Source organism: Gordonia sp. SGD-V-85 (genome assembly GCF_001456905.1).
In the GTDB taxonomy this organism is placed as follows: Bacteria; Actinomycetota; Actinomycetes; order Mycobacteriales; family Mycobacteriaceae; genus Gordonia; species Gordonia hongkongensis.
Genome location: NZ_LNQO01000013.1, coordinates 44,795 through 70,296, shown reverse-complemented (window position 1 = coordinate 70,296; position 25,502 = coordinate 44,795). Strand labels below are relative to the sequence as shown.

General features: G+C 67.9%; 27 protein-coding genes. 11 read left to right on the top strand and 16 right to left on the bottom strand.

Translation table 11 applies throughout. The features are described 5' to 3' along the window. Positions 1–10: 10 nt before the first annotated feature. Positions 11–1,243 (top strand): acyl-CoA dehydrogenase family protein, encoded by a 1,233-nt coding sequence (locus tag AS181_RS15775; RefSeq protein WP_004022519.1) that lies wholly within the window; start codon positions 11–13, stop codon positions 1,241–1,243. A 20-nt stretch (positions 1,244–1,263) separates the two neighbouring features. After that, the gene (locus AS181_RS15770; RefSeq protein ID WP_058252504.1) at positions 1,264–2,415 is read left to right on the top strand and encodes an acyl-CoA dehydrogenase family protein; all 1,152 of its coding nucleotides are present in this window, start codon (positions 1,264–1,266) and stop codon (positions 2,413–2,415) included. A gap of 61 nt (positions 2,416–2,476) precedes the next feature. On the opposite strand, the gene AS181_RS15765 is transcribed toward AS181_RS15770, so the two are convergent. Further along, positions 2,477–3,265 carry an enoyl-CoA hydratase gene (locus AS181_RS15765; RefSeq protein WP_058252503.1) on the bottom strand — a complete coding sequence of 263 codons (789 nt, stop codon included), beginning with the start codon at positions 3,263–3,265 and terminating at the stop codon, positions 2,477–2,479. Between the two features lie 59 nt (positions 3,266–3,324). On the opposite strand from AS181_RS15765, the gene AS181_RS15760 reads away from it, so the two are divergent. Then, positions 3,325–4,410, top strand: coding sequence for an NADH:flavin oxidoreductase/NADH oxidase (locus tag AS181_RS15760; RefSeq protein ID WP_058252502.1), 1,086 nt, complete (start codon positions 3,325–3,327; stop codon positions 4,408–4,410). Between the two features lie 12 nt (positions 4,411–4,422). Here the strand turns inward: AS181_RS15760 and AS181_RS15755 are convergent, their stop codons facing one another. Beyond that, positions 4,423–5,088, bottom strand: a complete 666-nt coding sequence (locus AS181_RS15755; protein ID WP_442902793.1) for a TetR/AcrR family transcriptional regulator — start codon at positions 5,086–5,088, stop codon at positions 4,423–4,425. Positions 5,089–5,183: 95 nt separating this feature from the next. Between AS181_RS15755 and AS181_RS15750 the strand changes: the two genes are divergently transcribed. Beyond that, positions 5,184–6,491 (top strand): cytochrome P450, encoded by a 1,308-nt coding sequence (locus AS181_RS15750; RefSeq protein ID WP_058252501.1) that lies wholly within the window; start codon positions 5,184–5,186, stop codon positions 6,489–6,491. Positions 6,492–6,768: 277 nt separating this feature from the next. Then, on the top strand, positions 6,769–7,104 hold the full coding sequence (locus AS181_RS15745; RefSeq protein WP_058252500.1) for a transglycosylase family protein: 336 nt from the start codon (positions 6,769–6,771) through the stop codon (positions 7,102–7,104). A gap of 105 nt (positions 7,105–7,209) precedes the next feature. On the opposite strand, the gene AS181_RS15740 is transcribed toward AS181_RS15745, so the two are convergent. Both AS181_RS15740 and AS181_RS15735 read right to left on the bottom strand, forming a co-directional pair. Beyond that, positions 7,210–7,629: a hypothetical protein gene (locus AS181_RS15740; protein ID WP_058252499.1), complete on the bottom strand. Its 420-nt coding sequence runs from the start codon at positions 7,627–7,629 to the stop codon at positions 7,210–7,212. Positions 7,630–7,734: 105 nt separating this feature from the next. Next, positions 7,735–7,914 (bottom strand): hypothetical protein, encoded by a 180-nt coding sequence (locus AS181_RS15735; RefSeq protein ID WP_058252498.1) that lies wholly within the window; start codon positions 7,912–7,914, stop codon positions 7,735–7,737. 58 nt (positions 7,915–7,972) lie between these two features. On the opposite strand from AS181_RS15735, the gene AS181_RS15730 reads away from it, so the two are divergent. Then, positions 7,973–8,713: a hypothetical protein gene (locus AS181_RS15730; RefSeq protein WP_058252497.1), complete on the top strand. Its 741-nt coding sequence runs from the start codon at positions 7,973–7,975 to the stop codon at positions 8,711–8,713. A 24-nt stretch (positions 8,714–8,737) separates the two neighbouring features. Here AS181_RS15730 and AS181_RS15725 read toward each other — a convergent pair whose 3' ends face one another. After that, positions 8,738–9,340, bottom strand: a complete 603-nt coding sequence (locus AS181_RS15725; protein WP_058252496.1) for a TetR/AcrR family transcriptional regulator — start codon at positions 9,338–9,340, stop codon at positions 8,738–8,740. 106 nt (positions 9,341–9,446) lie between these two features. On the opposite strand from AS181_RS15725, the gene AS181_RS15720 reads away from it, so the two are divergent. Further along, positions 9,447–10,268 (top strand): SDR family NAD(P)-dependent oxidoreductase, encoded by an 822-nt coding sequence (locus tag AS181_RS15720; RefSeq protein WP_058252495.1) that lies wholly within the window; start codon positions 9,447–9,449, stop codon positions 10,266–10,268. An 18-nt stretch (positions 10,269–10,286) separates the two neighbouring features. Here AS181_RS15720 and urtE read toward each other — a convergent pair whose 3' ends face one another. From urtE to AS181_RS15690, 6 genes are all read right to left on the bottom strand, one after another. Beyond that, a complete protein-coding gene (urtE, locus tag AS181_RS15715; RefSeq protein WP_058252494.1) occupies positions 10,287–10,979 on the bottom strand; it encodes an urea ABC transporter ATP-binding subunit UrtE in 693 nt (230 codons plus the stop codon). A gap of 3 nt (positions 10,980–10,982) precedes the next feature. Further along, entirely contained in the window at positions 10,983–11,879 is an 897-nt protein-coding gene (urtD, locus tag AS181_RS15710; RefSeq protein WP_058252493.1) for an urea ABC transporter ATP-binding protein UrtD, read from the bottom strand. Further along, positions 11,876–12,988 (bottom strand): urea ABC transporter permease subunit UrtC, encoded by a 1,113-nt coding sequence (gene urtC, locus AS181_RS15705; protein ID WP_058252492.1) that lies wholly within the window; start codon positions 12,986–12,988, stop codon positions 11,876–11,878. Before urtC ends, urtD begins: the two co-directional genes overlap by 4 nt. Further along, complete coding sequence (urtB, locus tag AS181_RS15700; protein ID WP_058252491.1) at positions 12,985–13,872, bottom strand: urea ABC transporter permease subunit UrtB; 888 nt, start codon at positions 13,870–13,872, stop codon at positions 12,985–12,987. Before urtB ends, urtC begins: the two co-directional genes overlap by 4 nt. A gap of 102 nt (positions 13,873–13,974) precedes the next feature. Further along, entirely contained in the window at positions 13,975–15,288 is a 1,314-nt protein-coding gene (gene urtA / locus AS181_RS15695) for an urea ABC transporter substrate-binding protein (RefSeq protein WP_091344393.1), read from the bottom strand. Between the two features lie 277 nt (positions 15,289–15,565). Then, positions 15,566–16,612: an oxygenase MpaB family protein gene (locus tag AS181_RS15690; RefSeq protein WP_058252490.1), complete on the bottom strand. Its 1,047-nt coding sequence runs from the start codon at positions 16,610–16,612 to the stop codon at positions 15,566–15,568. 116 nt (positions 16,613–16,728) lie between these two features. Between AS181_RS15690 and AS181_RS15685 the strand changes: the two genes are divergently transcribed. After that, positions 16,729–17,337, top strand: a complete 609-nt coding sequence (locus AS181_RS15685) for a TetR/AcrR family transcriptional regulator (RefSeq protein WP_058252563.1) — start codon at positions 16,729–16,731, stop codon at positions 17,335–17,337. On the opposite strand, the gene AS181_RS15680 is transcribed toward AS181_RS15685, so the two are convergent. Together AS181_RS15680 and AS181_RS15675 are read right to left on the bottom strand one after the other, a co-directional pair. Continuing rightward, the gene (locus AS181_RS15680; RefSeq protein WP_058252489.1) at positions 17,318–18,556 is read right to left on the bottom strand and encodes an MFS transporter; all 1,239 of its coding nucleotides are present in this window, start codon (positions 18,554–18,556) and stop codon (positions 17,318–17,320) included. The genes AS181_RS15685 and AS181_RS15680 overlap by 20 nt on opposite strands. Before the next feature lie 67 nt (positions 18,557–18,623). Then, complete coding sequence (locus AS181_RS15675; protein ID WP_058252488.1) at positions 18,624–19,325, bottom strand: TetR/AcrR family transcriptional regulator; 702 nt, start codon at positions 19,323–19,325, stop codon at positions 18,624–18,626. Between the two features lie 105 nt (positions 19,326–19,430). Here AS181_RS15675 and AS181_RS15670 point away from each other — a divergent pair, with 105 nt between their 5' ends. After that, positions 19,431–20,417 (top strand): ATP-binding cassette domain-containing protein, encoded by a 987-nt coding sequence (locus AS181_RS15670; protein WP_058252487.1) that lies wholly within the window; start codon positions 19,431–19,433, stop codon positions 20,415–20,417. After that, positions 20,414–21,238 carry an ABC transporter permease gene (locus AS181_RS15665; protein ID WP_082652952.1) on the top strand — a complete coding sequence of 275 codons (825 nt, stop codon included), beginning with the start codon at positions 20,414–20,416 and terminating at the stop codon, positions 21,236–21,238. The genes AS181_RS15670 and AS181_RS15665 overlap by 4 nt, the downstream gene beginning before the upstream one ends. Positions 21,239–21,253: 15 nt before the next feature. Here the strand turns inward: AS181_RS15665 and AS181_RS15660 are convergent, their stop codons facing one another. Continuing rightward, complete coding sequence (locus AS181_RS15660) at positions 21,254–21,763, bottom strand: carboxymuconolactone decarboxylase family protein (RefSeq protein ID WP_058252486.1); 510 nt, start codon at positions 21,761–21,763, stop codon at positions 21,254–21,256. 43 nt (positions 21,764–21,806) lie between these two features. Continuing rightward, entirely contained in the window at positions 21,807–22,139 is a 333-nt protein-coding gene (locus AS181_RS15655) for a hypothetical protein (protein WP_058252485.1), read from the bottom strand. 126 nt (positions 22,140–22,265) lie between these two features. On the opposite strand from AS181_RS15655, the gene AS181_RS15650 reads away from it, so the two are divergent. Beyond that, complete coding sequence (locus tag AS181_RS15650; RefSeq protein ID WP_058252484.1) at positions 22,266–24,320, top strand: DUF2339 domain-containing protein; 2,055 nt, start codon at positions 22,266–22,268, stop codon at positions 24,318–24,320. A gap of 66 nt (positions 24,321–24,386) precedes the next feature. Here AS181_RS15650 and AS181_RS15645 read toward each other — a convergent pair whose 3' ends face one another. Further along, positions 24,387–25,256: a formate/nitrite transporter family protein gene (locus AS181_RS15645; protein WP_058252561.1), complete on the bottom strand. Its 870-nt coding sequence runs from the start codon at positions 25,254–25,256 to the stop codon at positions 24,387–24,389. Positions 25,257–25,502: the final 246 nt, after the last annotated feature.

The window sequence follows — 25,502 nt, the reverse complement described above, 5'->3', positions numbered from 1 at the left end:
CGCACCGCTCATGGACATGAACTGGTCTCCGGACGACGCTGCGTTTCGCGACGAGGTCCGCGCGTTCCTCGACGAGAAACTGACCCCCGACCTACGCGCGGCGGGCACGCTGCGCACCAGCGTCTACTCCGACCACGAGGCCTCGATGGAGTGGCAGGCGATCCTGCACGAGCGTGGCTGGGCCGCTCCCGCGTGGCCGGTGCAGTACGGCGGATGCGACTGGTCGCAATCCCAGCACTACATCTTCAGCCGTGAGTCGATCCTCGCCGGCGCGCCGTCGCTGTCGCCGATGGGCATCCGCATGGTGTCGCACGCGATCATGGCGTTCGGCACCGACGAGCAGAAGAACTTCTTCCTGCCGGGCATCCTCGACGGCAGCGTCTTCTTCTGCCAGGGCTACTCCGAGCCGGAGTCCGGCTCCGACCTCGCGTCGCTGTCGATGGCCGCGGTCGACGACGGCGACGACCTCGTCGTCACCGGTTCCAAGATCTGGACCACCCACGCCTCCGAGGCGAACTGGATCTTCTGCCTCGTGCGGACCTCGCGCCAGGAACGCAAGCAGCAGGGCATCACGTTCGTGCTCATCGACATGAACTCGCCGGGCATCGAGGTGCAGAACCTCGTGTTCGCGTCCGGCGAGCAGGTGCAGGCGCAGGTCTTCTTCGACGGCGTGCGCGTGCCCAAGAAGAACGTCCTCGGCAAGATCGACGACGGGTGGACCGTCGCGAAGTACCTGCTCGTCTTCGAGCGTGGCGGCGGCGCGGCCGCCCCGGCGCTGCAGGTCATGGCCGAGCAGCTCGGCCGGGACGCGGCGTCGGTGACGGCGCCGAACGGCGGCCCGCTGTCGGAGGATCCGGCCTTCGCGGCCAAGCTCACCGACCTGCAGGTGCGCGCGAAGATCCTCGAGGTCCTCGAGTACCGCGCGCTCGCCGCGATGAGTTCGGGCAAGGACCCCGGTTCCATCGCGTCGATGCTGAAGATCCTCGGTACCGAACTGAGCCAGGAGATCACGACCCTCAGCCTGGAGGCCGCGGGCCCGCACGGACGCGTCTTCCAGCCGCACGCCACCAAGCCGGGCGGACCCATCTTCCAGTACACCCCGCCCACCGACGGCTACGTCAGCGGCGAACCGTGGCAGGCCGTCGCGCCGCTGCACTACTTCAACGACCGCGCGGGCTCGATCTACGCCGGCAGCAACGAAATTCAACGAAACATCCTCGCCAAAGCGGCTCTGGGTCTCTGACGGGTCACAGGAGATAACCAATGGACTTCACACTCACACCCGAACAGCAACTGCTGTCCGACGGTCTCGACAAGTTCCTCGACGCGCGGTACGACCTGCAGGTCAGCCGCGACGCCGCGAAGGTCGGCGAGGGCTGGCAGCCGAAGATCTGGAAGGCCTTCGTCGAGGACCTCGGGGTCGTCGGCGCCTGTCTGCCGGAGGACATCGGCGGATTCGGCGGCGGCCCCGAAGAGCTGATGGTCGTCACCGAAGCACTCGGGCACGCCCTCGTGGTCGAGCCGTTCGTCGACACGGTCGTGCTCGGTGCGGGCCTGCTGCACGCGACCGGCAACCCGGTCGCCCTCGAGGCCGCCGGTCGCATCGCCGAGGGCGAGGCGCTCAGCGCACTCGCCGCGCTCGAGGACGGCTCGGGCGGGGTCCTCTCCCGCATCGAGACCTCCGCCGACCGGGACGGCGACGAGTGGGTGCTCAACGGCACCAAAGCCGTCGTCACCACGGCGCCGCTCGCCGACTACCTGATCGTCAGCGCCCGCACCGCAGGCGAACCCCACGATCCCGCCGGCGTCTCCCTGTTCCTGATCGATCTCGCCGACGGCGGGCCGACGGGGCTCGAGCTGCACAAGCTGCGCACCATCGACGACCGCCAGGCCGCCGACATCACTTTCACCGACGTGCGCCTGCCCGGCGACGCGCTCATCGCCGACGAAAACGCCATCGAGATCCTCGAGAAGGCGTGGGACACCGCGACCGCCGCGGTCGTCTCCGAGGCGGTCGGCCTGATGCGCAAGGTGTTCACCGACACCGTCGAGTACTCCAAGCAGCGCGAGCAGTTCGGGGTTCCGATCGGCAGCTTCCAGGTGCTGCAGCACCGCATGGTCGACATGCATCTCGAGCTCGAACAGTCGGTCGCCGCACAGTATTTCGCGATCCTGTCCCTCGAGGGCTCCCCGGCGGAACGGGCGGCGGCGGTCTCGGCTGCCAAGGCCACCGTCAGTCGCGCCGCCCGGTTCATCGGCCAGAACGCGGTGCAGTTGCACGGCGGGATGGGGATGACCGAGGAGCTGGCCATCGGCCACTACTTCAAGCGTCTCACCGCCATCGAGTACGAATTCGGCACCGCGGACGCCCATCTCGCCCGTTTCGCGACCGCCACCGCGCAGATCGACGCCTGACCGCATCGTCGAATCGCCACCTCCCGGTTCCGGAGGTGGCGATTCGGCGTTCGGGCCTGACTCAGCTGTCGGTCCAGACCGGCTTCCGCTTCTGCAGGAATGCCGACATGCCCTCCTGCGCATCGCAGGTCATCGCATTGGTCGCCATCGTCTCACCCATCTCGTCATACGCCGCCGACTCGTCGAGCTCGACCTGCCGGTAGAACGCCTGCTTGCCGATCGAGACGGTCCGCGCGCTCGACCCGGCGATGTGCAGAGCCAGTTCCCGCACCGAGTTCGCGAGCTCGTCGTCGTCGACGACACCGCTGAGCAGCCCCCAGTCCGCGGCGGTCCCGGCGTCGATGGGTTCGCCGGTGAGCAGCATGTGCATGGCGCGCTTGCGTCCGATCGCGCGGGACAGCGCGACCATCGGAGTCGAGCAGAACAACCCGATGCGGACGCCCGGCGTGCTGAACCGCGCGCTGCGACCCGCCACCGCCAGATCACATGTCGCGACCAATTGGCACCCCGCCGCGAACGCCATGCCGGCGACTTCGGCGATGACGGGCTGGCGCACCTCGTGGACCGTCCGCATCAGTTCCGTGCACGTCGCGAAGACGGCCCGCTCGTCGTCGAGGGTCCGGTCGACGAGTTCACCGAGGTCGTGCCCGGCGGAGAACGCGGGTCCGAGCGCCCGGATCACGATGACCCGCACGCGCGGATCGTCGTCGAAGTCCCGAAGCGCGACGGTGATGGCGCGCATCGTGCTCGTGGACAACGGGTTACGACGCCGCGCGTCCCCCAGCGTGATCACCCCGAGTGGTTCGGCGATCTCCGTCGACACCGCCTCGTGCAGGATTTGTTCGGTCATGCCCCGACACTATGCAGTGCCGCGGGAATACGACGTCGGATCGATCGTTGTGTCTCGTCGTGACCAGTACCGCGCTCTTCGAACCGATCACCCTCCGCGATGTCGCGATCCCCAACCGGATCTGGCTCGCCCCGATGTGCCAGTACAGCTGCTTCGCCGGCGACGGGGTGCCCACCGACTGGCACCTGACGCATCTCGGTTCCCGAGCTGCCGGCGGCTTCGGACTGATCCTCACCGAGGCGGCGGCCGTGGTGCCCGAAGGCCGGATCAGCGCACACGACGCCGGTCTGTGGAACGACGACCAGGCCGCGGCCTGGGGACGCATCGTCGACTTCGTCCACTCGCAGGGCTCGTTCATCGGCACCCAGCTCGCCCACGCCGGCCGCAAGGCCTCCACCTACGCACCGTTCGACGACCGCTCCGGCGCCATTCCGCTCGACGACGGCGGCTGGACGACATTCGGCCCGTCCGACGTCGCCTTCGAGGGACTGCCCGCCCCCACCGCCATGACGACCGAGCAGATCGCCGAGGTCGTGGACGCGTTCGCACAGGCCGCCCGTCGCGCCGACGACGCCGGGTTCGACGTCGTCGAGATCCACGCGGCGCACGGCTACCTGCTGCATCAGTTCCTCTCCCCGTTCTCGAACCGGCGCACCGACGCCTACGGTGGCGACTTCGAGGGACGTACGAGGCTGACCCTCGAGGTCGTGGACGCGGTCCGCGCGGTGTGGCCGTCGTCGAAGCCGCTGTTCATCCGGGTGTCCGGCACCGAATGGACCGAGGGCGGGTGGGATGTGGACGACTCCGCCCGTCTCGCCGCCCTCCTCGCCGGCCGCGGCGTCGACCTCGTGGACGTCTCCTCGGGTGGCAACGTCCTCGCCGACATCCCCGTCGGACCCGGCTACCAGGTCGACCTCGCCCGGTCGATCCACCGCCAGTCGGGTGTGCCCACCGCCGCCGTCGGCCTCATCACCGAACCCGATCAGGCCGAGAAGGTCGCCGGCGACGACGACATCACCGCCGTCTTCTTCGGACGCGTCGCGCTGCGGGAGCCGTCGTGGCCGCTGCGCGCCGCACACGAGCTGGGCATCGACAAGCGCGAGGCGCCGTATCCGCCGCAGTACCAGCGCGGTTCGTGGCACTGAGCCCGGTCTGCCTCACACCGGCCGCGGCAACACCAGCGCGAGGGACGCCGCGGTCGCCGGCTCGATGATCGATGCGAGCGGGGCGCCGGACTCGACGGCACCGGCGGTCAGCTCCCGGAAGCCACCCCACAGGAAGATCGCGCGCTGACGGTCCATCGGCACCACCCCCGCCGCGGCCATCGTCGGGGTCGAGGTGAGGCCGACGAAGAGTTCGATCCACGCTTCCAGGGCCTCGTCCTTGACCGCCTGGGCGGCGCTGCCGAGCGCGGGCAACTCGCGGATCCAGCTCAGCGTGAGACCCGGATACCGCTCACTCGCTGCAACATATGACGACACCGCTTGTCGCACTTGCTCTTCGATGGAGGCTTCCGCATCCACGCGCCGCGCGATCTCGGCGATCATGAACTCGTTGGTCACCGTCAGCAGCGCAAAAAAGCATGACTGCTTGTCGGCGAACTCTTGGTAGAACGACCGCCTCGAGGTCCGCGCGACCCGCACGATGTCGGCGACCGTGGTGTCGCGGTAACCCGCCTCGACGATGCACTCGAGCATCGCCGCGAGCAGCCGGTCCCGGCTCGATGCGCCCGCCGACGAGGTCAACCAGGGCGCCGGGAGCGAAGCGAGCGGGCCCGATGTCGCAGGCGCCGGGAGCGAAGCGAGCGGGCCCGATTCAGTCACGCCTTCGAGCATAGGCCCTTGTCTCGCCCGGTACGTGAGCGTACCGTCGGGTGGTACGTAGACGTACCACCCGCTACGGCGAGAGGACCCCACTGGTGAACACCCCGACCCTGAGCGGTGAGGCGGTTCTGCCGCCCACCACGTCGATCCCGTCCACCATCCAGGGGCTCGGCGCGGTCGTGTCGCGGCGACACTTCTTTCGATATCTCCACGACCGGCACGGCTCGGCCTTCACCGTGAACCTGCCCGTCTTCGGCCCTTCCGTCGTCATCTCCGATGCCGCGATGGCGCGCGAGCTGTTCACCGCCGGCGACCAGGTCGAGAACGTCCAGCCCAACCTCGGCCGCATACTCGGCACCGGATCGATGTTCGCGCTGGAGGGCGCCCGACACCGCGCCCGGCGCAAACTGCTCACCCCGCCGTTGCACGGCAAGCCGATTCGGTCGTACGAACAGATGGTGGTCGACGAGGTTCGCGCCGAATCAGCGTCCTGGCCCACCGGGGTCGAGTTCGCCTCCATCGAACCGATGATGCGCATCACCCTGAACGTCATCCTCCGCGCGGTTTTCGGCGCCGAGGGCAGCGAGCTGGACCGACTCCGCGACATGATCCCACCGATGGTGACCGTCGGTTCGCGCGCCGCGACGGTACCCCCACTCCCACGCCTTTTCCGGCCGATCGACCCCAATCACCGGTACGCGCGACGCAACGCCGAATACCGAGATTACGTCGGCGGGCTGATCACGAAGGCGCGCAACGATTCTCGCCTGGATGAGCGCACCGACATCCTTGCGATCATGCTGCGCAGCACCTACGACGACGGCAGTCCGATGACCGACGACGAGATCGCCGAGGAACTGGCCACGATGCTCGCCGCCGGACACGAGACCACGGCGACGACCCTTGCGTGGGCGCTCGAGCGGCTGCGCCGGCACCCCGAGGTGGTGCGCGAACTGGTGGCCGAGGTGGACGCCGGTGGCTCCGACTACCGCCACGCCACCATCCTGGAGGTCCAGCGCAGCCGACCCGTCATCGACTTCGCCGGCCGGCATGTCGTCGCCGAGCATCTCGACCTCGGCAAGTGGCGGATCCCGAAGGGATACAACGTCCTCGTCTCGATCGCACTCCTCCACGACGACAGCAGCGAATTCGCCCGGCCCGAGGTCTTCGACCCGACCCGTTTCCTGGGCACCAAGCCTCCGGCGGCATGGCTGCCGTTCGGCGGCGGCACGCGGCGGTGCATCGGGGCGGCATTCGCGACCATGGAGATGGACGTGACCCTGCGGACACTGCTGGCGGACTTCGAACTGATGCTGACCAGCGCCAGGTCCGAACGCTGGTTCTCGCGCGGGGTGGCGTATGCCCCGTCCCGCGGTGGTCGTATCGCTGTCGTTCCGCGCTGACCCCCGCTCGACGCCCGGGCGCCGACGTGACGAGCCCCACATTCACGCTGTGACCTTCGTCATCGAACGCGGCCGAACATCGGCGACGGCGAGCTCCCGCCGAATTGCGGTATGCGCTGCGAATTCGCCGTAAAGCTAACAGCGTTATCTCGGCGTTATCCGAATCGCCCAGGTCACGGACTCGACGTGACCAAGCCGTTACCCAACCCGTATGGTCGCCCACGGTCCGAGATCAACCGCCCTGCCAACCCCGGGGTGGTGAGGAGGAACGAAGACCATGCGAATGACCAAGACCCACATGACCAAGCTCGTCGCCCGCGCCGCCATCGTCGGCGCACTGACTGCCGCCCCCTTCGGGATGCTGGCGTCCACCGCGCACGCAGCAGGCGGCAACTGGGACGCGGTCGCTCAATGCGAGAGCGGCGGCAACTGGGCCATCAACACCGGCAACGGCTACTACGGTGGCCTCCAGTTCTCGATGAGCACCTGGCAGGCCAACGGCGGAACCGGTAACCCGGCCGACGCCTCGCGCGAGGAGCAGATCCGCGTCGCGGAGAACGTGCTCGCCACCCAGGGCCCCGGCGCCTGGCCGGTGTGCGGCGCCAACCTCTGACGCAGGCACCGGCGCAGCACGTGCCGTCAGGCCGTGCAGTCATTGACACGACGAGGCCGGCGGGTCCTTTTCAGGACTCGCCGTCCTTGTTGCGTCTGCCGCTGTCTACGGCGTGGGCGCGGCGTCGTCGCCGCTGTCCCCGATCGTCGTGTCCAACGCACTCACCGCGATGCCGTACGGCAGGAACCGCACGTTGCGTCGTGGATCGGTGTTGGTCTTGTTGGCGCGCAGGGCCTCGAGTTCGGTCGCGTAGACCTGCTCGACGCGGGCACCGCCGTCGTCGTCGACGACGAACACCGCCCAGACACCCGAGCCGGCCTCACCGGTGGTCTCCTCACGGGGCTTGGTGCGAGTGCGGCCGCGGGCGGCCTCGTCGAAGAACATCGAGAAGGCTGCCGGTCCGGCCTGACCCTCGAAGAGCTTGCCGAACACGTCGCGCAGTCCGTCACCGGCTTCGCGCGCAAATCGGTCGAAGTCCTCGGGGCCGAAATTGAACGGTCCGCCGGAGCCGCTGTTGTCGGTCATGATGTTCCTTCCTCCGGCCACCCTGACGAGCCGCCGGTCAACGCTGTCCAGTGTCCTCAGGAATCAGTGGCTCCGCCACTCCGATCCTCACCGCCACTTCGGCCCTCAGGAATCAGCGGTATCGCCACCCGCATTCTCCGTCTCGTCGAGCCGCTGGTGCAGGCGTGCCCGGACATCGTCGGCCGAATAGGACTTCCGCTGCCGCTGGTCACGCGCGACCATCACCCCGCCGGTGGCCACCCCGACCGCGCCCGCCAATCCCAGCCATTTCCACAGGTTCCTCATGCGGGCAGGATAGGTCGCGCGGGCGTCGTGCGTGCTCCGGACGCATTAGCCTGCTCTCGTGCCCACCAGCAGAATTCTCCTCGGCCGAGACCGCGCCGACGCCGGCATCTCGTTGACCGACGCACTCGACGCCACCCGCACCGGCGACATCTGGCTCTTCCGCGGCCATTCCGGACCGGACCGGGCCATCCGCACCTTGACCAACGCGCCCGTGAACCATGTCGCGATGGCGGTCTGCATCGACGATCTGCCACCGCTGCTGTGGCACGCAGAGCTCGGCGATCGGCTGACCGACGTGTGGACCGGATCGAATCATCGCGGCGTGCAGCTACACGACGCGCGAGAAGCCGTCGAGCAGTGGATGATCCGCTACAAGCAGGCGTGCTGGTTCCGTCAGCTCACCCCGGACGTGACCGCTGATCAGGAGAACGCTCTCCTCAAGGTGATCGCCGAACTCGACGGGACGCCGTTCCCGACCACCGCGCGCCTGGCCGGCCGGTGGTTTCGCGGCCGGGTGCCCAACTCGACCGACCTCGTCCGGGGCATCCCCTACCTCGACCGCAAGGTCCGTCAACGACGCGACGAACGGCAGCAGCGGAAAAATCAGAACACCGAGGGCGTCGGACTCGAAGCCGCCTACTGCGCCGAGGTGGTGGCCATCACCTATCGGGAGATGGGCATCCTCGACGCGTCCAAGGACTCCAACTGGTTCGACCCCGGGCGATTCTGGAGCGGCGACGATCTCCCCCTCCACGCGCCGCACGAACTCACCCCCGAGATCGGGGTCCGGCTGGACTGACGCCGGCGCGGACCGGGCCGACCGTCACCTCCCCCCGAACGCCCGGAGCGTCGCCTCGACGAGTGCGTCGGCGTAGGTCTCGGTCAGCGGGCCGCTGCGGTGCAACCACCGCTGGAACAACGGGGCGTAGAGCATCCCCAGAAACAGGTCGAGGTCCGTGTCGGGGGGCAGTTGGCCCGCCCGCTCGGCCATGCGAAGCCGAGCCTTCTTGGCGTCGTCCAACGGTCGCGACAGCTTCTCCCGGTACTCCGCCGCGAGGTCGGCGTCATTCGCGATCTCCGTGTTCACCGCGCGGATCAGGCGATCGAAGGACGGATCGGCGAACTCTGCCACCGTCTCCCGCATGACCTGTTTCAGGTCCGTCTCGAGATCCCCGGTGTCCGGCAACTCGACCGACTGCCCGTCGGCCCCCTCGCTCAGCGCGAGCACCGCTGCGAAGACGACCGCGCTCTTCGACGGCCACCGTCGATAGATCGTCTGTTTGCCGACACCGGCCCGGGCCGCGATCGCCTCCACCGTGACCTTGTCGTACGACTGCTCCACGATCAGGGCTCGGGTCGCTTCGAGGATCGCCTGGCGAGACCGCTCTCTGCGGCGTGAGTGATCGGGACCTGCAGCTGTCGTCATGGGTCGAGCCTAGTTCACGAAACGAGACGTTGCGTTTGACAAGCGGGGCGGACTTGGCCATAGTCCTTCTGAGACGGACCGTTCCGTTTACTTAGGAGGAAATTCGATGATCACCTCACGGGTCTGGTTCATCACCGGCGCATCCCGCGGACTCGGACGCGCGTTCACCGAAGCGGCACTTGCCGCCGGCGACGAGGTCGTGGCCGTCGCCCGCAACATCGAACCGCTGGCGTTGCTGGCCACGCGACATCCCGATCAACTCCATCCCCTGTCGCTCGACGTCACGGACCGGCAGGCCGTGTTCGACGGCGTCGATGCAGCGGTCACCGCGTTCGGCCGACCGGACATCGTCGTCAACAACGCCGGCGGAATGCTCTACGGAATGGTCGAGGAGGCCACCGAGGCCCAGATCAGGGCGCACCTCGACCTGAATTTCTTCGGTGCCGTCTGGGTCGCGCAAGCCGTCCTGCCCCACCTGCGCGCCGGCGGCGGCGGTCGCCTGCTGCAGGTGACGTCGATGGGCAGCGGCGGAGGAATGGCCACCGTCGGTTTCTACGGAGCGGGCAAGGCCGCGCTCGACTCGGTCAGTGAGGCGCTGGCGATGGAGGCCGAGCAATTCGGCGTCAAGGTCACCATCCTGCAGATGGGCGGTTACGACACCGGGTTGTTCACTGCCGGTACGACGAGCACCGAACCGATGCCGGAGTATCGGGATCTGCGAGCCGAGATGGAATCGTCGTGGGGTGACGACGCCGGACCGCCACCGGCCACGGCCGCGCCGGTCATCCTGGAACTCGTGGCGCTCCCCGACCCGCCTCGGCGCCTGATCGTCGGCAGCCAGTCGTTCGACTATGTGCTCGAGATGGACCGCGCACGTGACCGGGGCTATCACGAGTGGGAGCACCTCAGCCGGCAAGCGCCCGGCTGAGGTGACCCGCGCGTCGTGCTAGATCGTCATCGCCTCGCGCACCGCACTTTCGGCGGTCGTGCCGCCCTCACCCGACGACGTCACGCGGCCGCTCTCCAGCACGTAGTACCGCTGCGCCGCCTCGAGGGCGAACCCGATGTGCTGTTCGACGAGGAGCACGCCCAGCCCACCGCGCTGGGTGAGCGTGGTGATGGTCTGCTCGATCTCGGCGACGACCGACGGCTGGATGCCCTCGGTCGGCTCGTCGAGGATGAGCATCCGCGGCTCGGTGATGAGCGCGCGCGCGATCGCCAGCTGCTGACGCTGGCCGCCGGACAACAGGCCGGCGCGTCGTCCCAGCAATTCCTTGAGTGCCGGGAACATGTCCAGCATCTCGGCGACCAGCTCCTTGCCGCGTTTGCGGCCGTCGGCCACCACCTGCAGGTTCTCGGCGGTGGTGAGATGGCCGAAACTCTGCTGCCCCTGGGGCACATAGGCGATGCCGTGCCCGACCCGTACGCTCGGACGCGCCCGGGTGATGTCGACGCCGTCGAACGTGATGGTGCCCTTGGTGGTCTTCACCAACCCGACGGCCGCGCGGAGCAGGGTCGTCTTCCCGGCCCCGTTGTGTCCCATCACCGCGACGACGCCGTCGGTCGGTACCTCGATGTCGACCCCGTGGATCACCTCGGTCCGACCGTAGCCCGCATGGACTCCGGAGATCTTCAGCATGGTTCAGCCCTTCTCCGTGATCGGTTGCGTTGCAGCCGCGCTCGCCGAAGTCGCAGTCGTGTCGGAGTCGACCTCGGCGGCGATCTCCTCGAGTTCTTCACCGCCGGCCGCGGTCCCGAGGTACACCTCCTGGACCTTCGGGTTCGCCTGGACCTCGGCGACCGTGCCCTCGGCGAGCACCCGACCCCGCGCGAGCACGGTGACCGATGTCGCGAAGGACCTCATGAAGTCCATGTCGTGCTCGACGACCACGACGGTGCGCTCACCGCCGATGCGGCGCAACAGGTTCCCGGTCTCCTCACGCTCTTCGTGGCTCATCCCGGCGACCGGCTCGTCCAGCAGCAGCACCGAGGCGTTCTGCACCAGCAGCATCCCGATCTCGAGCCATTGCTTCTGACCATGGGCCAGTACGCCCGCGGGTGTGTCGGCCAGGTCCTGCAGGCCGATGGTTTCGAGCGCCTCGGCGATCGAGTCGGGGATCTGCGTCGGTCGACGCCGCAGCATCGTCCACACCGAACGCCCGGCGCCCGCGGCGATGTCGAGGTTCTGCAGCACACTCAGTTCCTCGAAGACGCTCGCGGTCTGGAAGGTCCGGCCCACCCCGAGCCGCGCGATCTGGTGCACCTTCTTGCCGACCAGTTCGACACCGGACTTCTGGATCGAGCCCGTCGACTTCACCAGACCGGTGATGGCGTCGATGATGGTGGTCTTGCCAGCACCGTTCGGGCCGATCAGGAACCGCAGATCACCCTGCAGCAGCGTGAGATCCACGTCGGAGACGGCCTTGAAACCGTCGAACTCCACGCTGAGACCGCGCACCTGGAGGTAGTCGCTGTCCATCCCGGCGTTGCCGCCGGCGACCGGCGGGTGCCCGACGACCGTCGATTCTGCTTCGGTCATGACGACGCTCCTACCTTGCTGCTGGTGTGTTCGTCGATGTCGCCGGTCGGGGAAGAATCCGGAGCTCTCTTCCGGCGCCACTTGACCAGTGCCCCCAGGCCGGCCAGCCCGGCCGGGAAGAACCCGACGACCACGATGAACAGGATTCCCTGCGCGTATGTCCAGCCCGACGGGAAGCTCTCCGACAGACTGGTCTGCGCCCAGGCCACCGCGATGGCGCCGAGGACCGGGCCGAGAAGCGTTGTGCGCCCGCCGATGGCGACGCCGATGAGGAAGGCGATGGATGGCACGATCCCGACGTCGGCGGGCGAGATGATGCCGACGATGGGAACGAACATGGCGCCCGCGATGCTCGCGAACAGCGCCGCGATCGCGTAGGCGACGACCTTGGTGTTGGCCGGGTCATAGCCGAGGAACCGGACCCGCTCCTCCTGGTCGCGGACGGCGACCAGGAGTTCGCCGTACCGGCTGTACATCAGCTGACGGGTGATCGCCACGACGGCGAGCAGGATGGCCGCGGTGATGAAGAACAGCAGCTGCCGGTTCACCGGGTCGTTCAGGGCGAGCCCGAAGAAGCTGCGAAAACGGTTGAGGCCGTTGCTGCCACCAGTGGTCTGCTGACCGATGAGCAGGATCGCGAAGGCCGCGGCCAACGCCTGCGACAGGATCGCGAAGTAGGCGCCCTTGACACGCCGTTTGAACACGCCGAGTCCCAGCAGGATCGCCAGCAACGTCGGTACCAGCAGGATGCCCAGGATCGTCACCACCGGTGAGGCGAAGGGCTTCCAGTACCCGGGCAGTTCGCTGATCCCGGCGATCTGCATGAAGTCGGGCACGTCGTCGCCGCGCAGTTCCGCGTCGGAGATCTTGAGGTGCATGGCCATGATGTACGCACCCAGCCCGAAGTACACACCCTGGCCGAGGGTGAGCATGCCACCACGACCCCAGGCCAGGCCGATGCCCACCGCGACGATGCCGAAGCAGAGGAACTTGCCGAGCAGGTTGAGACGGAAGTCCGAGAGGACGGCGGGCGCGACCCCGAACAACAGGATGGCGGCGACGCCGAAGCCCGCCCAGACCTTCCAGGAACTGCTGAAATAGTCCTTCACACAAGACTCCTCGACTGGACCGTGAACAGTCCCTGCGGCCGGATCTGCAGGAAGATCACGATGATGACGAACACGGCGACCTTGGCCACCGACGCCGTCGTGTTGTATTCGATGAACGAGTTCAGGACGCCGAGCGCGATGGCCGCGATGACCGCGCCCTTGATCTGGCCCAGTCCGCCGATGACGACGACCAGGAATGCGTCGATCAGATAGGTCATCCCGGTGTTCGAGCTGGTGGAGCCGATCAACGTCAGTGCCACCCCGGCGATGCCGGCGAGTCCCGAACCGATGAAGAACGTCGTGATGTCGGTTCGGCGGCTGGAGATCCCGCTCGTCTCGGCGAGATCCCGGTGCTGGACGACGGCGCGGATGCGACGACCCATCGGCGTGTACTTCATGGTCACCGCGATCGCGGTGACCGCGACGATGGCCAGCAGCATGATGAACAGGCGCGTCTTCGGGACGACCGCGCCGAGGATGTCGACGCCGCCGGACAACCACGACGGTGCGACGACGTCGACCGCCGGCGCGCCGAATATGTCGCGGGCGAGCTGTTGGAGGATCAATCCGACACCGAACGTCACCAGGAGTGTGTCCAGGGGGCGGTCGTACATGCGCTTGATCAGGGTGACCTCGAGGAGAACGCCCATCAGGCCGCCGACGAGGAATCCGATGACGAGCGAGACCAGCAGGGACACCCCGGCATTGGAGATCAGGTATTCCTGCACCGTGTACGCGGTGTAGGACCCGGCCATGATGAACGACCCGTGGGCCATGTTGATCACGCCCATCTGACCGAAGGTCAGGGACAGGCCGAGAGCTGCGAGAAGCAGGATCGAACCGAGACTGAGCCCGGTGAAGAGCTGTCCGATAACGGTTTCCACGTGTCTATCCGTTCGTCGTCGGCGAGTGCCGCGTTCGCCGGGAGGGACCGTGCGCGACCCGTCCCGCGTCGCCGGAGGACGCGGGACGGGTCGTCGACGGTGTCAGTTGCTCAGGCCCTCGGCCCACGGGTACGACTTCAGGTAGGGGTCCGGCTCGATCGGCTGACCCGAATCCCACACCGTGTAGATCAGTCCGTCGCCACGGATCTCACCGATGCGCGCGGTCTTGGTGATGTGGTTGTTCTCGCCGTCGATCGTGACGAGCCCCTCCGGAGCGTCGAAAGTGACTCCGCCGGCCGCCTTCTGGACGTCGGCGACGGCGAACGACTGGGCCTTCTCGACGGTGTTCTTCCACAGGTAGACCGAGACGTAGGCGGCCTCCATCGGGTCGGAGGTCGGCTTGTTGGCACCGTAGGCGGCCTTGTAGTCACGGACGAACGAGGCGTTCACCGGGTTGTCGACGGTCTGGTAGTAGTCCCACGCGACCAGCTGGCCCTCGATGTTGTCCACACCGATACCGCCGACCTCTTCTTCCGCGATGGACACCGAGACGACCGGCATGGCCTGCGGGGTCAGTCCGACGTTCTTGTACTCGCGGAAGAACGCGACGTTGGAATCGCCGTTGAGAGTGTTGAACACGGCGTCGGCGTCGGCGGTACGGACCTTGTTGACGATCGTCGAGAAGTCCGTCGAACCGAGCGGGGTGTAGTCCTCGCCCTTGATCTCGATGCCGTTGGCCTCCGCGTACGCCTTGATGACACGGTTGGCCGTCTGCGGGAAGACATAGTCGCTACCGACGAGGTAGAGCGACTTCACGCCCTCCTCCTTCAGGTACTCCAGGGCCGGCACGATCTGTTGGTTCGTCGTGGCGCCGGTGTAGAAGATGTTCGGCGACGACTCCAGGCCCTCGTACTGCACCGGGTAGTACAGCAGCGAGTTGTTGTCCTCGAAGACCGGCAGCATGGCCTTTCGGCTCGACGACGTCCAACCGCCGAACACCGCTGCGACGCAATCACTCGAGATCAGCTTCTCGGCCTTCTCCGCGAAGATCGTCGGCTCGGAGGCCCCGTCCTCACCGATGAGCTGAATCTGTTTGCCCAGCACTCCGCCGTTGTCGTTGATCTGATCGACGGCGAGCTTGATCGAGTCACGCACGGTGACCTCGGAGATCGCCATGGTGCCCGACAGCGAGTTCAGCGAGCCGACCTTGATGGTGCTCCCGGAGGTGTCGACACACGATTCGGCGCTCGATGCCGATTCCTCGCTGGCCGAACTGCCACAGGCGCTCAGGACCAGCGCCACCGCGGACAGCGCCGCGGGGACCAGGATGCCGTACCGCCGACGGCGTGACCGGGTCGGGGCGGACGGCGGGATGTCCGCCGGCGGGGGGCCGGGCGGCAACGGAACAGACGGCATCGGCGAAGCCTTTCTCATTACGTCTCAGGTCCACTCAGATGGGGGCACGACGAACACGCGGCCTGTCACCGCGTGACCCCCGATGAGATACGCGTCGCAAGCCTTGCGATCTGGCGTATGGGAGGTAAACGTAAATTGACTTTGTTACACCGGCGTGACGTGAGATGAAATCGATGTTTCCGCTTCCGGACCCGCCGTCACGATCTGATGCCCGCGAATTCCGTTGCCTTCATTGATGTTTCGGAGCGACCCGGTTTGACACGAGCGCCCACAGCGGCTAATGGGCGAACGAGGCCTCGATTTCGGCACGGGTACGCTCGGGGTCAGATCCGAGTTCATAGCGCGGAAGCGTGTGCGGCACCGTCGTCCCGTGCGCCACGCGACGACGAGCGGCCGCGAACTCCGGCGCCTCCCCCATCGTCAGATGGGCGGAGTTGATCAGACCCCACACCGCACTCCGGCGCACACGCCGTTCGACCGGATTGGGCGGGCGGTACATGATGAGCTGCTGGGCCCAGCGGGGCATCGTGTCACGGATCGCCCAGTCCACGACGCCCTGGGCCGGGTTGCGTACGTTCAACCCGGTGGCCATCGCATTGCCATGTGTGAGTGCGAGTTTCGGCAGATACTCGGCCAGGCAGGTGAGGGTGTCGGCTTTGGTCGTGGGCAGGTCGGTCCCGCCCAGCGCATGACCGACGCGCACGAATTCCCGGTAATAGCCGTCGAGTTCGGTGCCCCGTAGCGGCCGCGGGTGGTAGATCTCGTGCGCGGTGGCGATACCCCATACGACGGTGGCATAGTTCCAGCGAAGCCAGGCCGGATCATCGGCGTCGTAGGCCGCACCGTCGGGCCGCACACCTTTGATGGTGTGGTGCATCGCGCGCACCGTCCGTGCCAGTCGCTCGGCGGACTCGGTCGAGCCGTACGCGGTCCCCATGAAGAAGGCCAGCGAGTGCCCGAGTCTGGTCATCGCGCCGTCGGGGTCGATGGACAGGGTCGGGGTTCCGTCCTCGCGCCGCCGGACCAGCCGTGAGTGCTGCACACCCATCCAGAAGATGCTCGGGTCGAGACGCTCCAGGTACGACGCGCACTGCAGTCCGAAGATGAGCGCGGGCGTGTGCGAATGGACGTACCAGGTCGCGCTGCCCGGGCCGAACCAACCCGGATCGCCGGCCGGCTTCTCGAAGTCCATCCCGCGGAAGAACTTCGCTCGGACGTGGGCGTCGAACTTGCCGTTCAGCCACGACCCGACGAACTCGTGCGGGAGGGGAACCGGAATCCAGTCGGTCGACGGCAGTCGGAGAGGAGCCATGGACACAGTCATCTGGAGACCTTCCGCTCGGGTCGACCATTGGTCACGGTCGTACCCAGAGTAACTCTTTGGGTACAGTCGTGACCAGATCTGTGCGGGGCACGTTCGCGGCCGACTATGGTGAGCAGATGTCCTCACCGACCCGCTGGGCGGGCGTACCGCTCGCGGACCGGCGCGCGGAGCGTAGAGCGGCCCTGATCGCGGCCGCCTTCGACATCTTCGGAGGCGTCGGCGCGGAAGCCGAGCTGTCAGTCCGCTCGGTGTGTCGATACTGCGGCTACAACACCCGGTACTTCTACGAGAGCTTCTCCGACACCGACGATCTGCTCGGCGCCGTCTACGACACCGCGACCGCGGAACTCGGCGCGGTGGTCGAGGCCGCGATGCGCGAGGCGGGCCCCTCGGTCCGGTCGCGCACCCGCGCGGGTATCCGGGCGGTCCTCGGCCACGCGTCGTCGGATCCGCGGCGCGGCCGCGTGTTGTTCACCGCCGAGGTGACCAATCCTGTTCTCGCCGAACGGCGGGCCACCACCCAGGGCATGCTCCGCGACCTCGCGTTCGCCGAGGCCGACGCCCGCGACACCGACCGCCTGACGAGCCGGGTGCGGGCCGCGATCTTCACCGGCGCGATGTCCGAACTGGTGCAACAGTTCTTGGCCGGCAGCCTGGGTGACGACCTCGACCGCGTCGTCGACGAGGCGATGGCGACCCTCCTGCCTACCCGAGACGTTTCATGAGACCGCGATCGAGGGCCCGGATCATGACCAGGCAGCCGAGGCCGGACAGGATCAGGCCGGACGCGAAGATCGCCGGGAACCCGAACAGGTCGCCGACGATCCCGGCGGCGAACCCGGCCGCGCCCTGCACGCCGACCACCGCGCACGCGAACAAGGTGTAGTCGCTGCCCTCGTAGCCCTTCTGGCACGCATCCATCATCAGGGTGAACACCGCGACGGTCGCCGCGCCACCCAGGATGTGCTCGGCGAGGCTGGCCGTGACCACCAGCGAGAAGCCGCCGACGCCGATCGACGCGACCAGATACAGTCCGAGACTGAGTGTCTGGGTGACACCGCCGACGAGCAGTGCGTGCCGCCGACCGTAGGTGTACGCGAGCCACCCGCCGAGCGCGGCTCCGCCGAGCGCTCCGGCCGACGACAACACACCTTCGACGAGCGCGATCTGGCCCAGTGTGAGTCCGATGTCGGACATGAACGGGCCGACGAGCGCCGACGCCATCGAGTTCCCGAACTTGAACGCGCCGACGACGAGGATGAACGCGATCACGCCCGGACGTCGGAGCCGCGACGACCAGCCCGTCAGCAACAACCCGGGCGACACCCGCTTCGACGGTGTCGGCGGCGCATCGCCGGTCGGTCGGCTCGGCTCACGCGCGAGAAACCACACGCCGACGGTGACCGCGAACAGGAGCACCGCCATCACCACGAACAAGGCACGCCAGCCGGCGAACGAGAACAACCAGAGGAGCCCGCCGCCGCCGGCGATCATGCCGATTCGATACGCGCCCACCTGGATTCCGTTGCCCAGACCGCGCTGACGCGGCTCCAGCATCGACACCGCCAGCCCGTCGGTCGCGATGTCCTGCGTCGCCGACAGCAGGTTGATGACCGCGATGCCGATCAGGAGCCAGACCAGGGACCCGGACAGATCGAGCGTCGCCAAGACGAGTGCGACGACCGCCGACGACAACTGCAGGGACACCAGCCATCTGCGCCGGGTGCCGTAGGCGTCGACATAGGGCGCCCACAGGAATTTCAGGCCCCAGGGCGCGAACAACAGTCCGTACACGCTGATCTGGGTCAGTGAGTAACCCTCCTCGCGGAGGATGACCGGCACCGCCTGGCTGAAGAATCCGTAGGGCAGGCCCTGCGCGAAGTAGAGAACGGTGAGCAGCGACAGCGTGCCGACCGCGAGCCGGCCCGAGCGCACAGTCGACATGGGTGACATCATGCCGCACCGATGCGAGTGCGGCGGTGGGCGGCCGGTCAGCGTGCCCGGTGACGCGTCAGGGCGAGCCGGTGGCGCGCGATGCGATGCCGTCGAGAATGAGCTGCAGCCCGAATTCACGGTCGTCGGACTCCCCGCCCGCGCTCTGCATCGCCGCGAACAGGTACGGGTACTGCGCGGGATCGGCGAGACCGGTCAGCACCTGCTCGAAGTCCGACTCCACATCGGTACCCGTCGCACGACGCATCTCGATCTCCAGCCGGGTTGCCGACAGCACATACTGGGCGAGCAGGCCGAGGATCTCGAGTTTGTCGTCACCGGGCAGGTCGAAGTCCTTCAGGATCTCGAAACCCGCCTCCATCCAACGCATTCGACGCGGCCCCGGGACCGCGACCGTCAGCGGCAGTTCGAGGAACCAGGGGCGTTCGACCATGCCGTCGATCTGCGCCCGCGTCCACGCCGCCAGATCCTCGCGCCACTCCCCTCGGCGCGGCGGCAACGCGAGCTGACCCGCCACCGCGTCCACCATGAGGCTCAGCAGCTGAGCCTTGCCGGACACGTGGCGATACAGGGCCATGGCCGAACAGCCGAGCGCCTCACCCACGCGCGCCATGGAAACCGCGTCGAGGCCGTCGGTGTCGGCGATCGCGATCGCGGCGTCGACGATGCGGTCGAGATCGAGGGCCGGTTTGGGACCACGGCTGCCCGCCCTGCCACCAGTCCACAGCCGTTGCAGCGTCCCGTCCCCACCCTCTGCCATTCGCGGTCCTCTCGGTCGGCGACCCTTGCCGTCGCGCACAACTGCGTCTACTGTACGCAGTTACCGACATAAACAGTTTCGGACCTAAACAGATCGGAGTCCGACATGACCGTCCCGGACCGTTCGTCACCCATGCCGGTCGAGGCCGTCGGCCTCACGAAATCGTTGGGCCGCGGGGACTCCCGGGTGCCCGTCCTGCGCGGGCTCGACCTCGACGTCGGTGCCGGGGAGGTCGTCGCCCTGCTCGGCCCCAACGGCGCGGGTAAGACGACCACGGTGCGCATCCTGTCCACCCTCACCCGCCCCGACGGGGGGACCGCGCGTGTCGGCGGCTTCGACGTCGTCGCCGATCGCCGCCGGGTCCGCGAGATCATCAGTCTCACCGGGCAATACGCGGCCGTCGACGACAAACTCACCGGTCGCGAGAACCTGAGGATGATGGGTCGGCTCGCGCACCATCCCCGCCGCACCGTCGATCACCGCGTCGACGAACTCCTGCTCGCCTTCGATCTCACCGACGCCGCCGACCGACTGGTCGCGACGTACTCCGGCGGTATGCGCCGGCGTCTCGATCTCGCCGCGGGACTCCTCGACCGGCCGGTGGTCCTCTTCCTCGACGAGCCGACCACCGGCCTCGACCCGCGCAGCCGTCAGATGCTCTGGCAGGTGATCGACGACGTGGTCGCGCAGGGGACGGCGGTCCTTTTGACCACGCAGTATCTGGAGGAGGCGGACCGCCTCGCCGACCGCGTGGCCCTCATCAGTGGCGGCCGGATCGGGACCGCCGGTACACCGGCCGACCTGAAACGCCGCGTCGGCGAGGCCGCGCTCGAGTTCGTCGTGCCGACTGCGGCCGACGCCGCCGCACTGGCCTCCGACCTGGCGGCTTTCGGGCCGTCGGTCCAGTCGACCATCGTCCGCGTGCCCACCGACCGGTCGGTGGCCCACACACGCGCGGTCCTCGATCTCGCCGATCGGACCGTCGCCACCGTCGATTCCTGGGAATTGCGTTCTCCCACACTGGACGACGTGTTTCTCGCGGCGACCGGACAACCCGCCGAACCGGCCACCGGGAACGAGGTCGCGGCATGAGTCTCACCACTGCCCTCGCCGAGCGCTCGTCGTCGAAGCGACTTCGGCACCTGCAGATCGACGCGACCACGATGTTCGGGCGATCGCTGCGGATGATGAGCCGCGATCCGGACGAGTTGATCCTCGCGCTCGTCCTGCCGATCGCCATCATGCTGATGTTCGTCTACGTCTTCGGCGGCGCGATGTCGGTGGGTACCGACTACATCACCTACGCGACTCCGGGAGTCATCCTGCTGTGCGCGGGTTACGGCGCGTCCAATACCGCACTGGCGGTGGCGAACGACATGAGCGGCGGCGTCATCGACCGCTTTCGGTCGATGCCCATCGTGGGCGCGACCATGGTGCTCGGCCATGTCGCGGCCAGCCTGGTGAAGAATTCCGTGTCCACCGCGGTCGTCCTGATCGTCGCGGTCGCCATCGGTTTCCGGCCGTCGGCGTCGCTGTTCGAATGGTTCGGTGCCGCCGGGATGGTCCTCGCCTACATCCTGGCCATCACCTGCCTCGCCGCGTTCATCGGCGTGGCGGTGCGAACGCCCGCCGCGGCAGGCGGTTTCGGCTTCGTCATGCTCTTCCTGCCGTATGTCTCGAGTGCGTTCGTGCCACCCGAGACGATGCCGGCCTGGCTGCGCGGCTTCGCCGAGGCACAACCGGTCACACCGGTCATCGAGTCCATTCGAGCCCTGCTGGTCGGCATGGGCACCGGCGGGTCACCGGTGCACGATCTGACCTCGACAGCGGTGACGGGCCTGGCCTGGTGCGCGGCGATCGCGCTGGTGTCACTCGTGGCGGCCGGCTGGGTGTTCGCGCGCAAAGGGCGGTGAGGCGAGGACGGCCGACTAGCCTGTCGCGCCACGGGTGAACGGTGTTGCCGCCTTCTGCGGCGAGGCGCCGGGCCGGGGGCGGTACCCGCTCACGATGGACATTCGGTTGAACGCGTTGATGGTCACCGCCGCCCAGATCAGCACCGCGGTCTGGTCGGTGTCGAGGATGTCCGTCGCCCGGTCGTAGGCGAGGTCGGCCGCGTCGTGCGCCGGCAGTTCGGTGACGAGTTCGGCGATCTCCAGGGCCGCCTGCTCGACGTCGTCGTAGAGGTCCGGCGCATCCCGCCACCCGGCCATGACGTCGATCTGCTGCGTCGTCAGACCCGCGGTGCGGCCCAGTTGCGCATGGAGATCCATGCAGAAGCCGCAACCGTTGAGCTGCGAACACCGCAGGTTCACCAGTTCCACGAGGGACCGACTCAGCCCGATCGATTCGGCGGCCGCGGCGACCTCGGCCGATACCGCGATCAGCTTTCGGTAGACCTGCGGCGTGGTCTTGTCGATTCGCACCCGTTGCGCAGGCATGGCCCCACAGTAGACATCAGCCCGTCACACTGGGAAACAGACATCAGCCCGCCATCGCGGGAAACGCCAGCGCCACGAGCATGAGGGCGAACAGGAACCACGCCGCGCCCTGCCACATCGGCCAGGTGCCGCCCCGGCGATAGGTGCGGTAGGCGTTGACCAGCGCACCGATCCCGCCGAGAAGGAACACACCGGGGACGAGCGACGCGAGGGCGATGTTGGCGGGGTCGACGGCGAGGAAGACCGCGCAGGCCACCGCGCCGAGCGCGACGACGGCCACGACATACAGGGCCGCGGACCGGTAGCTTCCGGTGTCCTGCCAGCGCTTCTCGACGTCGGCGCGTCCACGGTCGGCGGCATTGTGCGGATCAGTCATGGCCCAGCGATACCCTGCCGGGCCGTCCGGCAATCACGTAGCCGCGCACCCCGTCACACGAATCCCCCACCCCTGATGGGTAGGACTACTCATCCATGCCGGGGCGCGACCGGTCATCGTCGACACATGAACTCTCCCAGCAGCACATTCGGCGGCGATCCGAGTACTGCCACCCTGGCGCGGATCTCGACCGAGTTCGACGCTATAGCACGCCAGATGTCCACCGTGTCAGCCGAATTCGCCGAGCTTCGACGCATCGTCGCCCAGCCCGACGAGCCTGCTCGCGACGTCGCCCCCGCACCGCAATCCGCCGCACCGAAACCTTCCGGGCAGCCACCCGCCGCCGGCCTCACCCCACCGACGGTGGCGGCAGCTCCTGCGCAGGCCGCGGGACCCCGGCCCACACCCCCGTCCCGGCCCTGGTTGCCGACGGCGCCACCAGTCGGCCATCAACGACCCCCGATCGCTCCGCCGGTCCCGCAAGGTCCTCCGCCGATGCCGCGCCCGGCGAGTGCGCGACCGTATCCGCCGGTCGCGTCGCCTCCGCGGCCGGCCGGGCCGTCGATGTCCGAACGGATCGGCGCGGCCGCCGAACGCGGATTGATCGGCAAGATCCTCGCCACCGCCGGCGTGGGCGTGACCCTCATCGGTGTCGCACTGCTCCTCGTCCTGGCCGCACAGGCCGGATTGCTCCGCCCGGAATTCCGCGTCGCGGGTGGCGCGGTCCTCGCCGCGGCGCTCGTCGCCGGCGGGATCTGGTCGCGCGGGCGGGCCGACGGCCGGATCGGTGCCATCGCGCTGACGGCCACCGGGATCGCGGCGGGTTACCTCGACGTCCTGGCCGCGACCAAGATCTACGACTGGTTGCCCATCGTCGTGGGCCTCGGCGTCGCGGGACTCGTCGCCGCGGGTGGTCTCGCGCTGACCCATCGGTGGCGCAGCGAACACCTGGGGCTGCTCGTCGTCGTGCCGTTGATCGCTCTGGCACCGGTGCTCACCGGCGGACTGGACACCACCCTCATCGCGTTCATGGTGGTCCTCGCCGCGGCATCGGCGTGGGTCCAGCTCGGTCGCGACTGGATCTGGCTGCATGCCGTGCGGCTCGCCGCGCCCACGATTCCGTTGACCCTGGTCGGTGTCCTCGCGCTGGCCGGGTGGACGTCGGCCGGTGCCGCCGACACCGTCTTCGCGGCCGCGGTCGTCGTGGTCGTCGTGCTGGGGGTCGCCGGCGCCCTGATCGCGATGCCCACCACGCAGTTCCGGGAGACGCTGGCCGGTCTGGCGAGTGCGACGACCATCCCCGCGTTGTTCGCCGGAGCGGTGATGAACATGCCGGGCGCGGTGATCCTGCAGACCTGCATCGCAGGCGCGCTGATCGGAACCGTGTTGATCGGATCGGGGCTTCCCGACTCGCGTACCGGCTCCACCCCGCGCGTGCCCGACGTCGTTGCGCAGATCTGGTCCGCGACCGCCCTTCTGCTGCTGTTCGTCGCCGTTCTGGTGGCCTTCGACGGCACGGTCGCGATCACCGTCCTGCTCGGCCTGGCAACGGTGACCGCGCTTGTCGCCCGGACATGGTCGACGACCTCGCGGGTACTTCTCGCCGGTGGCTCGGTCCTGTGGGCCATCGGTTTCGCGGCGCTACTCGACGCGGCGCCGCCGTATGTGCTCGCCGATGCGGACCTGATGCGACGCGACGCGTCTCTGGGGATCGTCGTGGCGAGTGTGTTCGCGGCCGTCGGCGCCCTGGTCCTGGCCGCCGGGTGGGCCCGCCTCACCGACGAGAAGGTCTCGCGCGCAGCCCATATCGCCGCCGGAGTGGTCGTCGTCTACGCACTCACCGCGATCAGTGTGACCGCGGGCGTCCTGGTCGCCGGATCGGACGGCTTCCTCGCCGGTCACGTGCTGGCGACCACCTGCTGGATGGTCCTCGCGGGGACGGCGCTGGCCTATGCGCGGCGTCGTACCGGTGCCGCACGTACCGCCGCGGTCACCGGGGGTCTCGTCCTCGTCGCCGCCGCGATGGCGAAACTGTTCCTCTTCGACCTGGCCACCCTCGACGGGATCTTCCGCGTGATCGTGTTCATCGTGACCGGACTCATCCTGCTCGGCCTGGGCGCCTGGTACGCCCGCGCCCTCCAGGACGACCCGGCCGAGCCGGATTCGGCGACAGCCGTATGACCCTGCCGAACGGTATGACGTCGTGCCCGGAATGCGGGCACGACGTCATACGGGTCGGCGTCGGGACTAAGCGGTCGTCGTACGGACCGGCGCGGCCACGTCGACCTCGGTCGTCGCGTCGTGGGCGGGGGGTCGACGATCCGGAGCGGTCCGTACATGGGTGAAGTACAGCGTCAGACCGACGAAGGTGAGTCCGCCGACGAGATTGCCGATCACCGTGGGGATCTCGTTCCAGACGAGGTAGTCGGCGATCGAGAAGTCACCGCCGAGCATGAGACCCGAGGGGAAGAGGAACATGTTGACGATCGAGTGCTCGAAGCCCATGTAGAAGAACAGCATGATCGGCATCCACATCCCGATCACCTTGCCGGGCAGGGATGTCGACATCATCGCGGCGACGACACCGGTGGACACCATCCAGTTGCACAGCACGCCGCGGATGAACAGCGTCAGCATGCCGGCGGCCCCGTGCTCGGCGTAACCGACGGTACGGCTGTGGCCGATCTCGCCGAGCCGCTGTCCCACCTCGTCGGGTGCGACGCTGAATCCATAGGTCAGGATGACTGCCATCATCACCGCGACCAGGATGGCGCCGAGGAAGTTCCCGAGGAACACCAGACCCCAGTTGCGCAGCATCGACCGGACCGTGACTCCTCGTCGCTTGTCGAGCAGTGCGAGAGGCACCAGCGTGAACACACCGGTGAGCAGGTCGAATCCCATCAGGTAGAGCAGGATGAAGCCGACCGGGAACAACAGCGCACCGACCAGCGGCTGGCCGGTCTGCACGGTGACGGTCACTGCGAAGGCCGCGGCCAGAGCCAGGATCGCGCCGGCCATGAACGCCCTGATCAGGGTGTCGCGGGTGGACATGAACGCCTTGGACTCGCCGGCGTCGACCATCTTCACCGCGAATTCGGACGGTTTCACATAGGACATGTGGTTCTCCTCGAACTCCTCAGTTGATGCGCCCATGGAACCGAGGCCACATGTCCGTTCGGTGTCATCGACGAGTCTCCCTGTTACACCGCCCTCACTCGGTCCAGGTCGCGGTGTGAAGTTCTGGTGTCGTCGCGGTCGGCGGTGGGCGTGTCGATCGTGTGAACACTGCCGAAAGTCGCTGACTCGACTTGGCATCGTGCCCGCCGATGGGCAATGTGGGTGTGGTCCAACACTATCGATGGA

Excerpts from the sequence above, each read along its gene's own strand:
- AS181_RS15690 (WP_058252490.1), bottom strand. The coding sequence starts at position 16,612 with ATGACTGTGTCCATGGCTCCTCTCCGACTGCCGTCGACCGACTGGATT.
- AS181_RS15765 (WP_058252503.1), bottom strand. The coding sequence starts at position 3,265 with ATGACCGAACAAATCCTGCACGAGGCGGTGTCGACGGAGATCGCCGAA.
- AS181_RS15650 (WP_058252484.1), top strand. The coding sequence starts at position 22,266 with ATGAACTCTCCCAGCAGCACATTCGGCGGCGATCCGAGTACTGCCACC.
- AS181_RS15660 (WP_058252486.1), bottom strand. The coding sequence starts at position 21,763 with ATGCCTGCGCAACGGGTGCGAATCGACAAGACCACGCCGCAGGTCTAC.
- AS181_RS15685 (WP_058252563.1), top strand. The coding sequence starts at position 16,729 with ATGTCCTCACCGACCCGCTGGGCGGGCGTACCGCTCGCGGACCGGCGC.
- AS181_RS15775 (WP_004022519.1), top strand. The coding sequence starts at position 11 with ATGGACATGAACTGGTCTCCGGACGACGCTGCGTTTCGCGACGAGGTC.
- AS181_RS15740 (WP_058252499.1), bottom strand. The coding sequence starts at position 7,629 with ATGACCGACAACAGCGGCTCCGGCGGACCGTTCAATTTCGGCCCCGAG.
- AS181_RS15735 (WP_058252498.1), bottom strand. The coding sequence starts at position 7,914 with ATGAGGAACCTGTGGAAATGGCTGGGATTGGCGGGCGCGGTCGGGGTG.
- AS181_RS15720 (WP_058252495.1), top strand. The coding sequence starts at position 9,447 with ATGATCACCTCACGGGTCTGGTTCATCACCGGCGCATCCCGCGGACTC.
- AS181_RS15745 (WP_058252500.1), top strand. The coding sequence starts at position 6,769 with ATGCGAATGACCAAGACCCACATGACCAAGCTCGTCGCCCGCGCCGCC.
- AS181_RS15725 (WP_058252496.1), bottom strand. The coding sequence starts at position 9,340 with ATGACGACAGCTGCAGGTCCCGATCACTCACGCCGCAGAGAGCGGTCT.
- urtE (WP_058252494.1), bottom strand. The coding sequence starts at position 10,979 with ATGCTGAAGATCTCCGGAGTCCATGCGGGCTACGGTCGGACCGAGGTG.
- AS181_RS15770 (WP_058252504.1), top strand. The coding sequence starts at position 1,264 with ATGGACTTCACACTCACACCCGAACAGCAACTGCTGTCCGACGGTCTC.
- AS181_RS15670 (WP_058252487.1), top strand. The coding sequence starts at position 19,431 with ATGACCGTCCCGGACCGTTCGTCACCCATGCCGGTCGAGGCCGTCGGC.
- AS181_RS15645 (WP_058252561.1), bottom strand. The coding sequence starts at position 25,256 with ATGTCCTATGTGAAACCGTCCGAATTCGCGGTGAAGATGGTCGACGCC.
- AS181_RS15675 (WP_058252488.1), bottom strand. The coding sequence starts at position 19,325 with ATGGCAGAGGGTGGGGACGGGACGCTGCAACGGCTGTGGACTGGTGGC.
- AS181_RS15680 (WP_058252489.1), bottom strand. The coding sequence starts at position 18,556 with ATGTCGACTGTGCGCTCGGGCCGGCTCGCGGTCGGCACGCTGTCGCTG.
- urtD (WP_058252493.1), bottom strand. The coding sequence starts at position 11,879 with ATGACCGAAGCAGAATCGACGGTCGTCGGGCACCCGCCGGTCGCCGGC.
- urtA (WP_091344393.1), bottom strand. The coding sequence starts at position 15,288 with ATGCCGTCTGTTCCGTTGCCGCCCGGCCCCCCGCCGGCGGACATCCCG.
- AS181_RS15665 (WP_082652952.1), top strand. The coding sequence starts at position 20,414 with ATGAGTCTCACCACTGCCCTCGCCGAGCGCTCGTCGTCGAAGCGACTT.
- AS181_RS15655 (WP_058252485.1), bottom strand. The coding sequence starts at position 22,139 with ATGACTGATCCGCACAATGCCGCCGACCGTGGACGCGCCGACGTCGAG.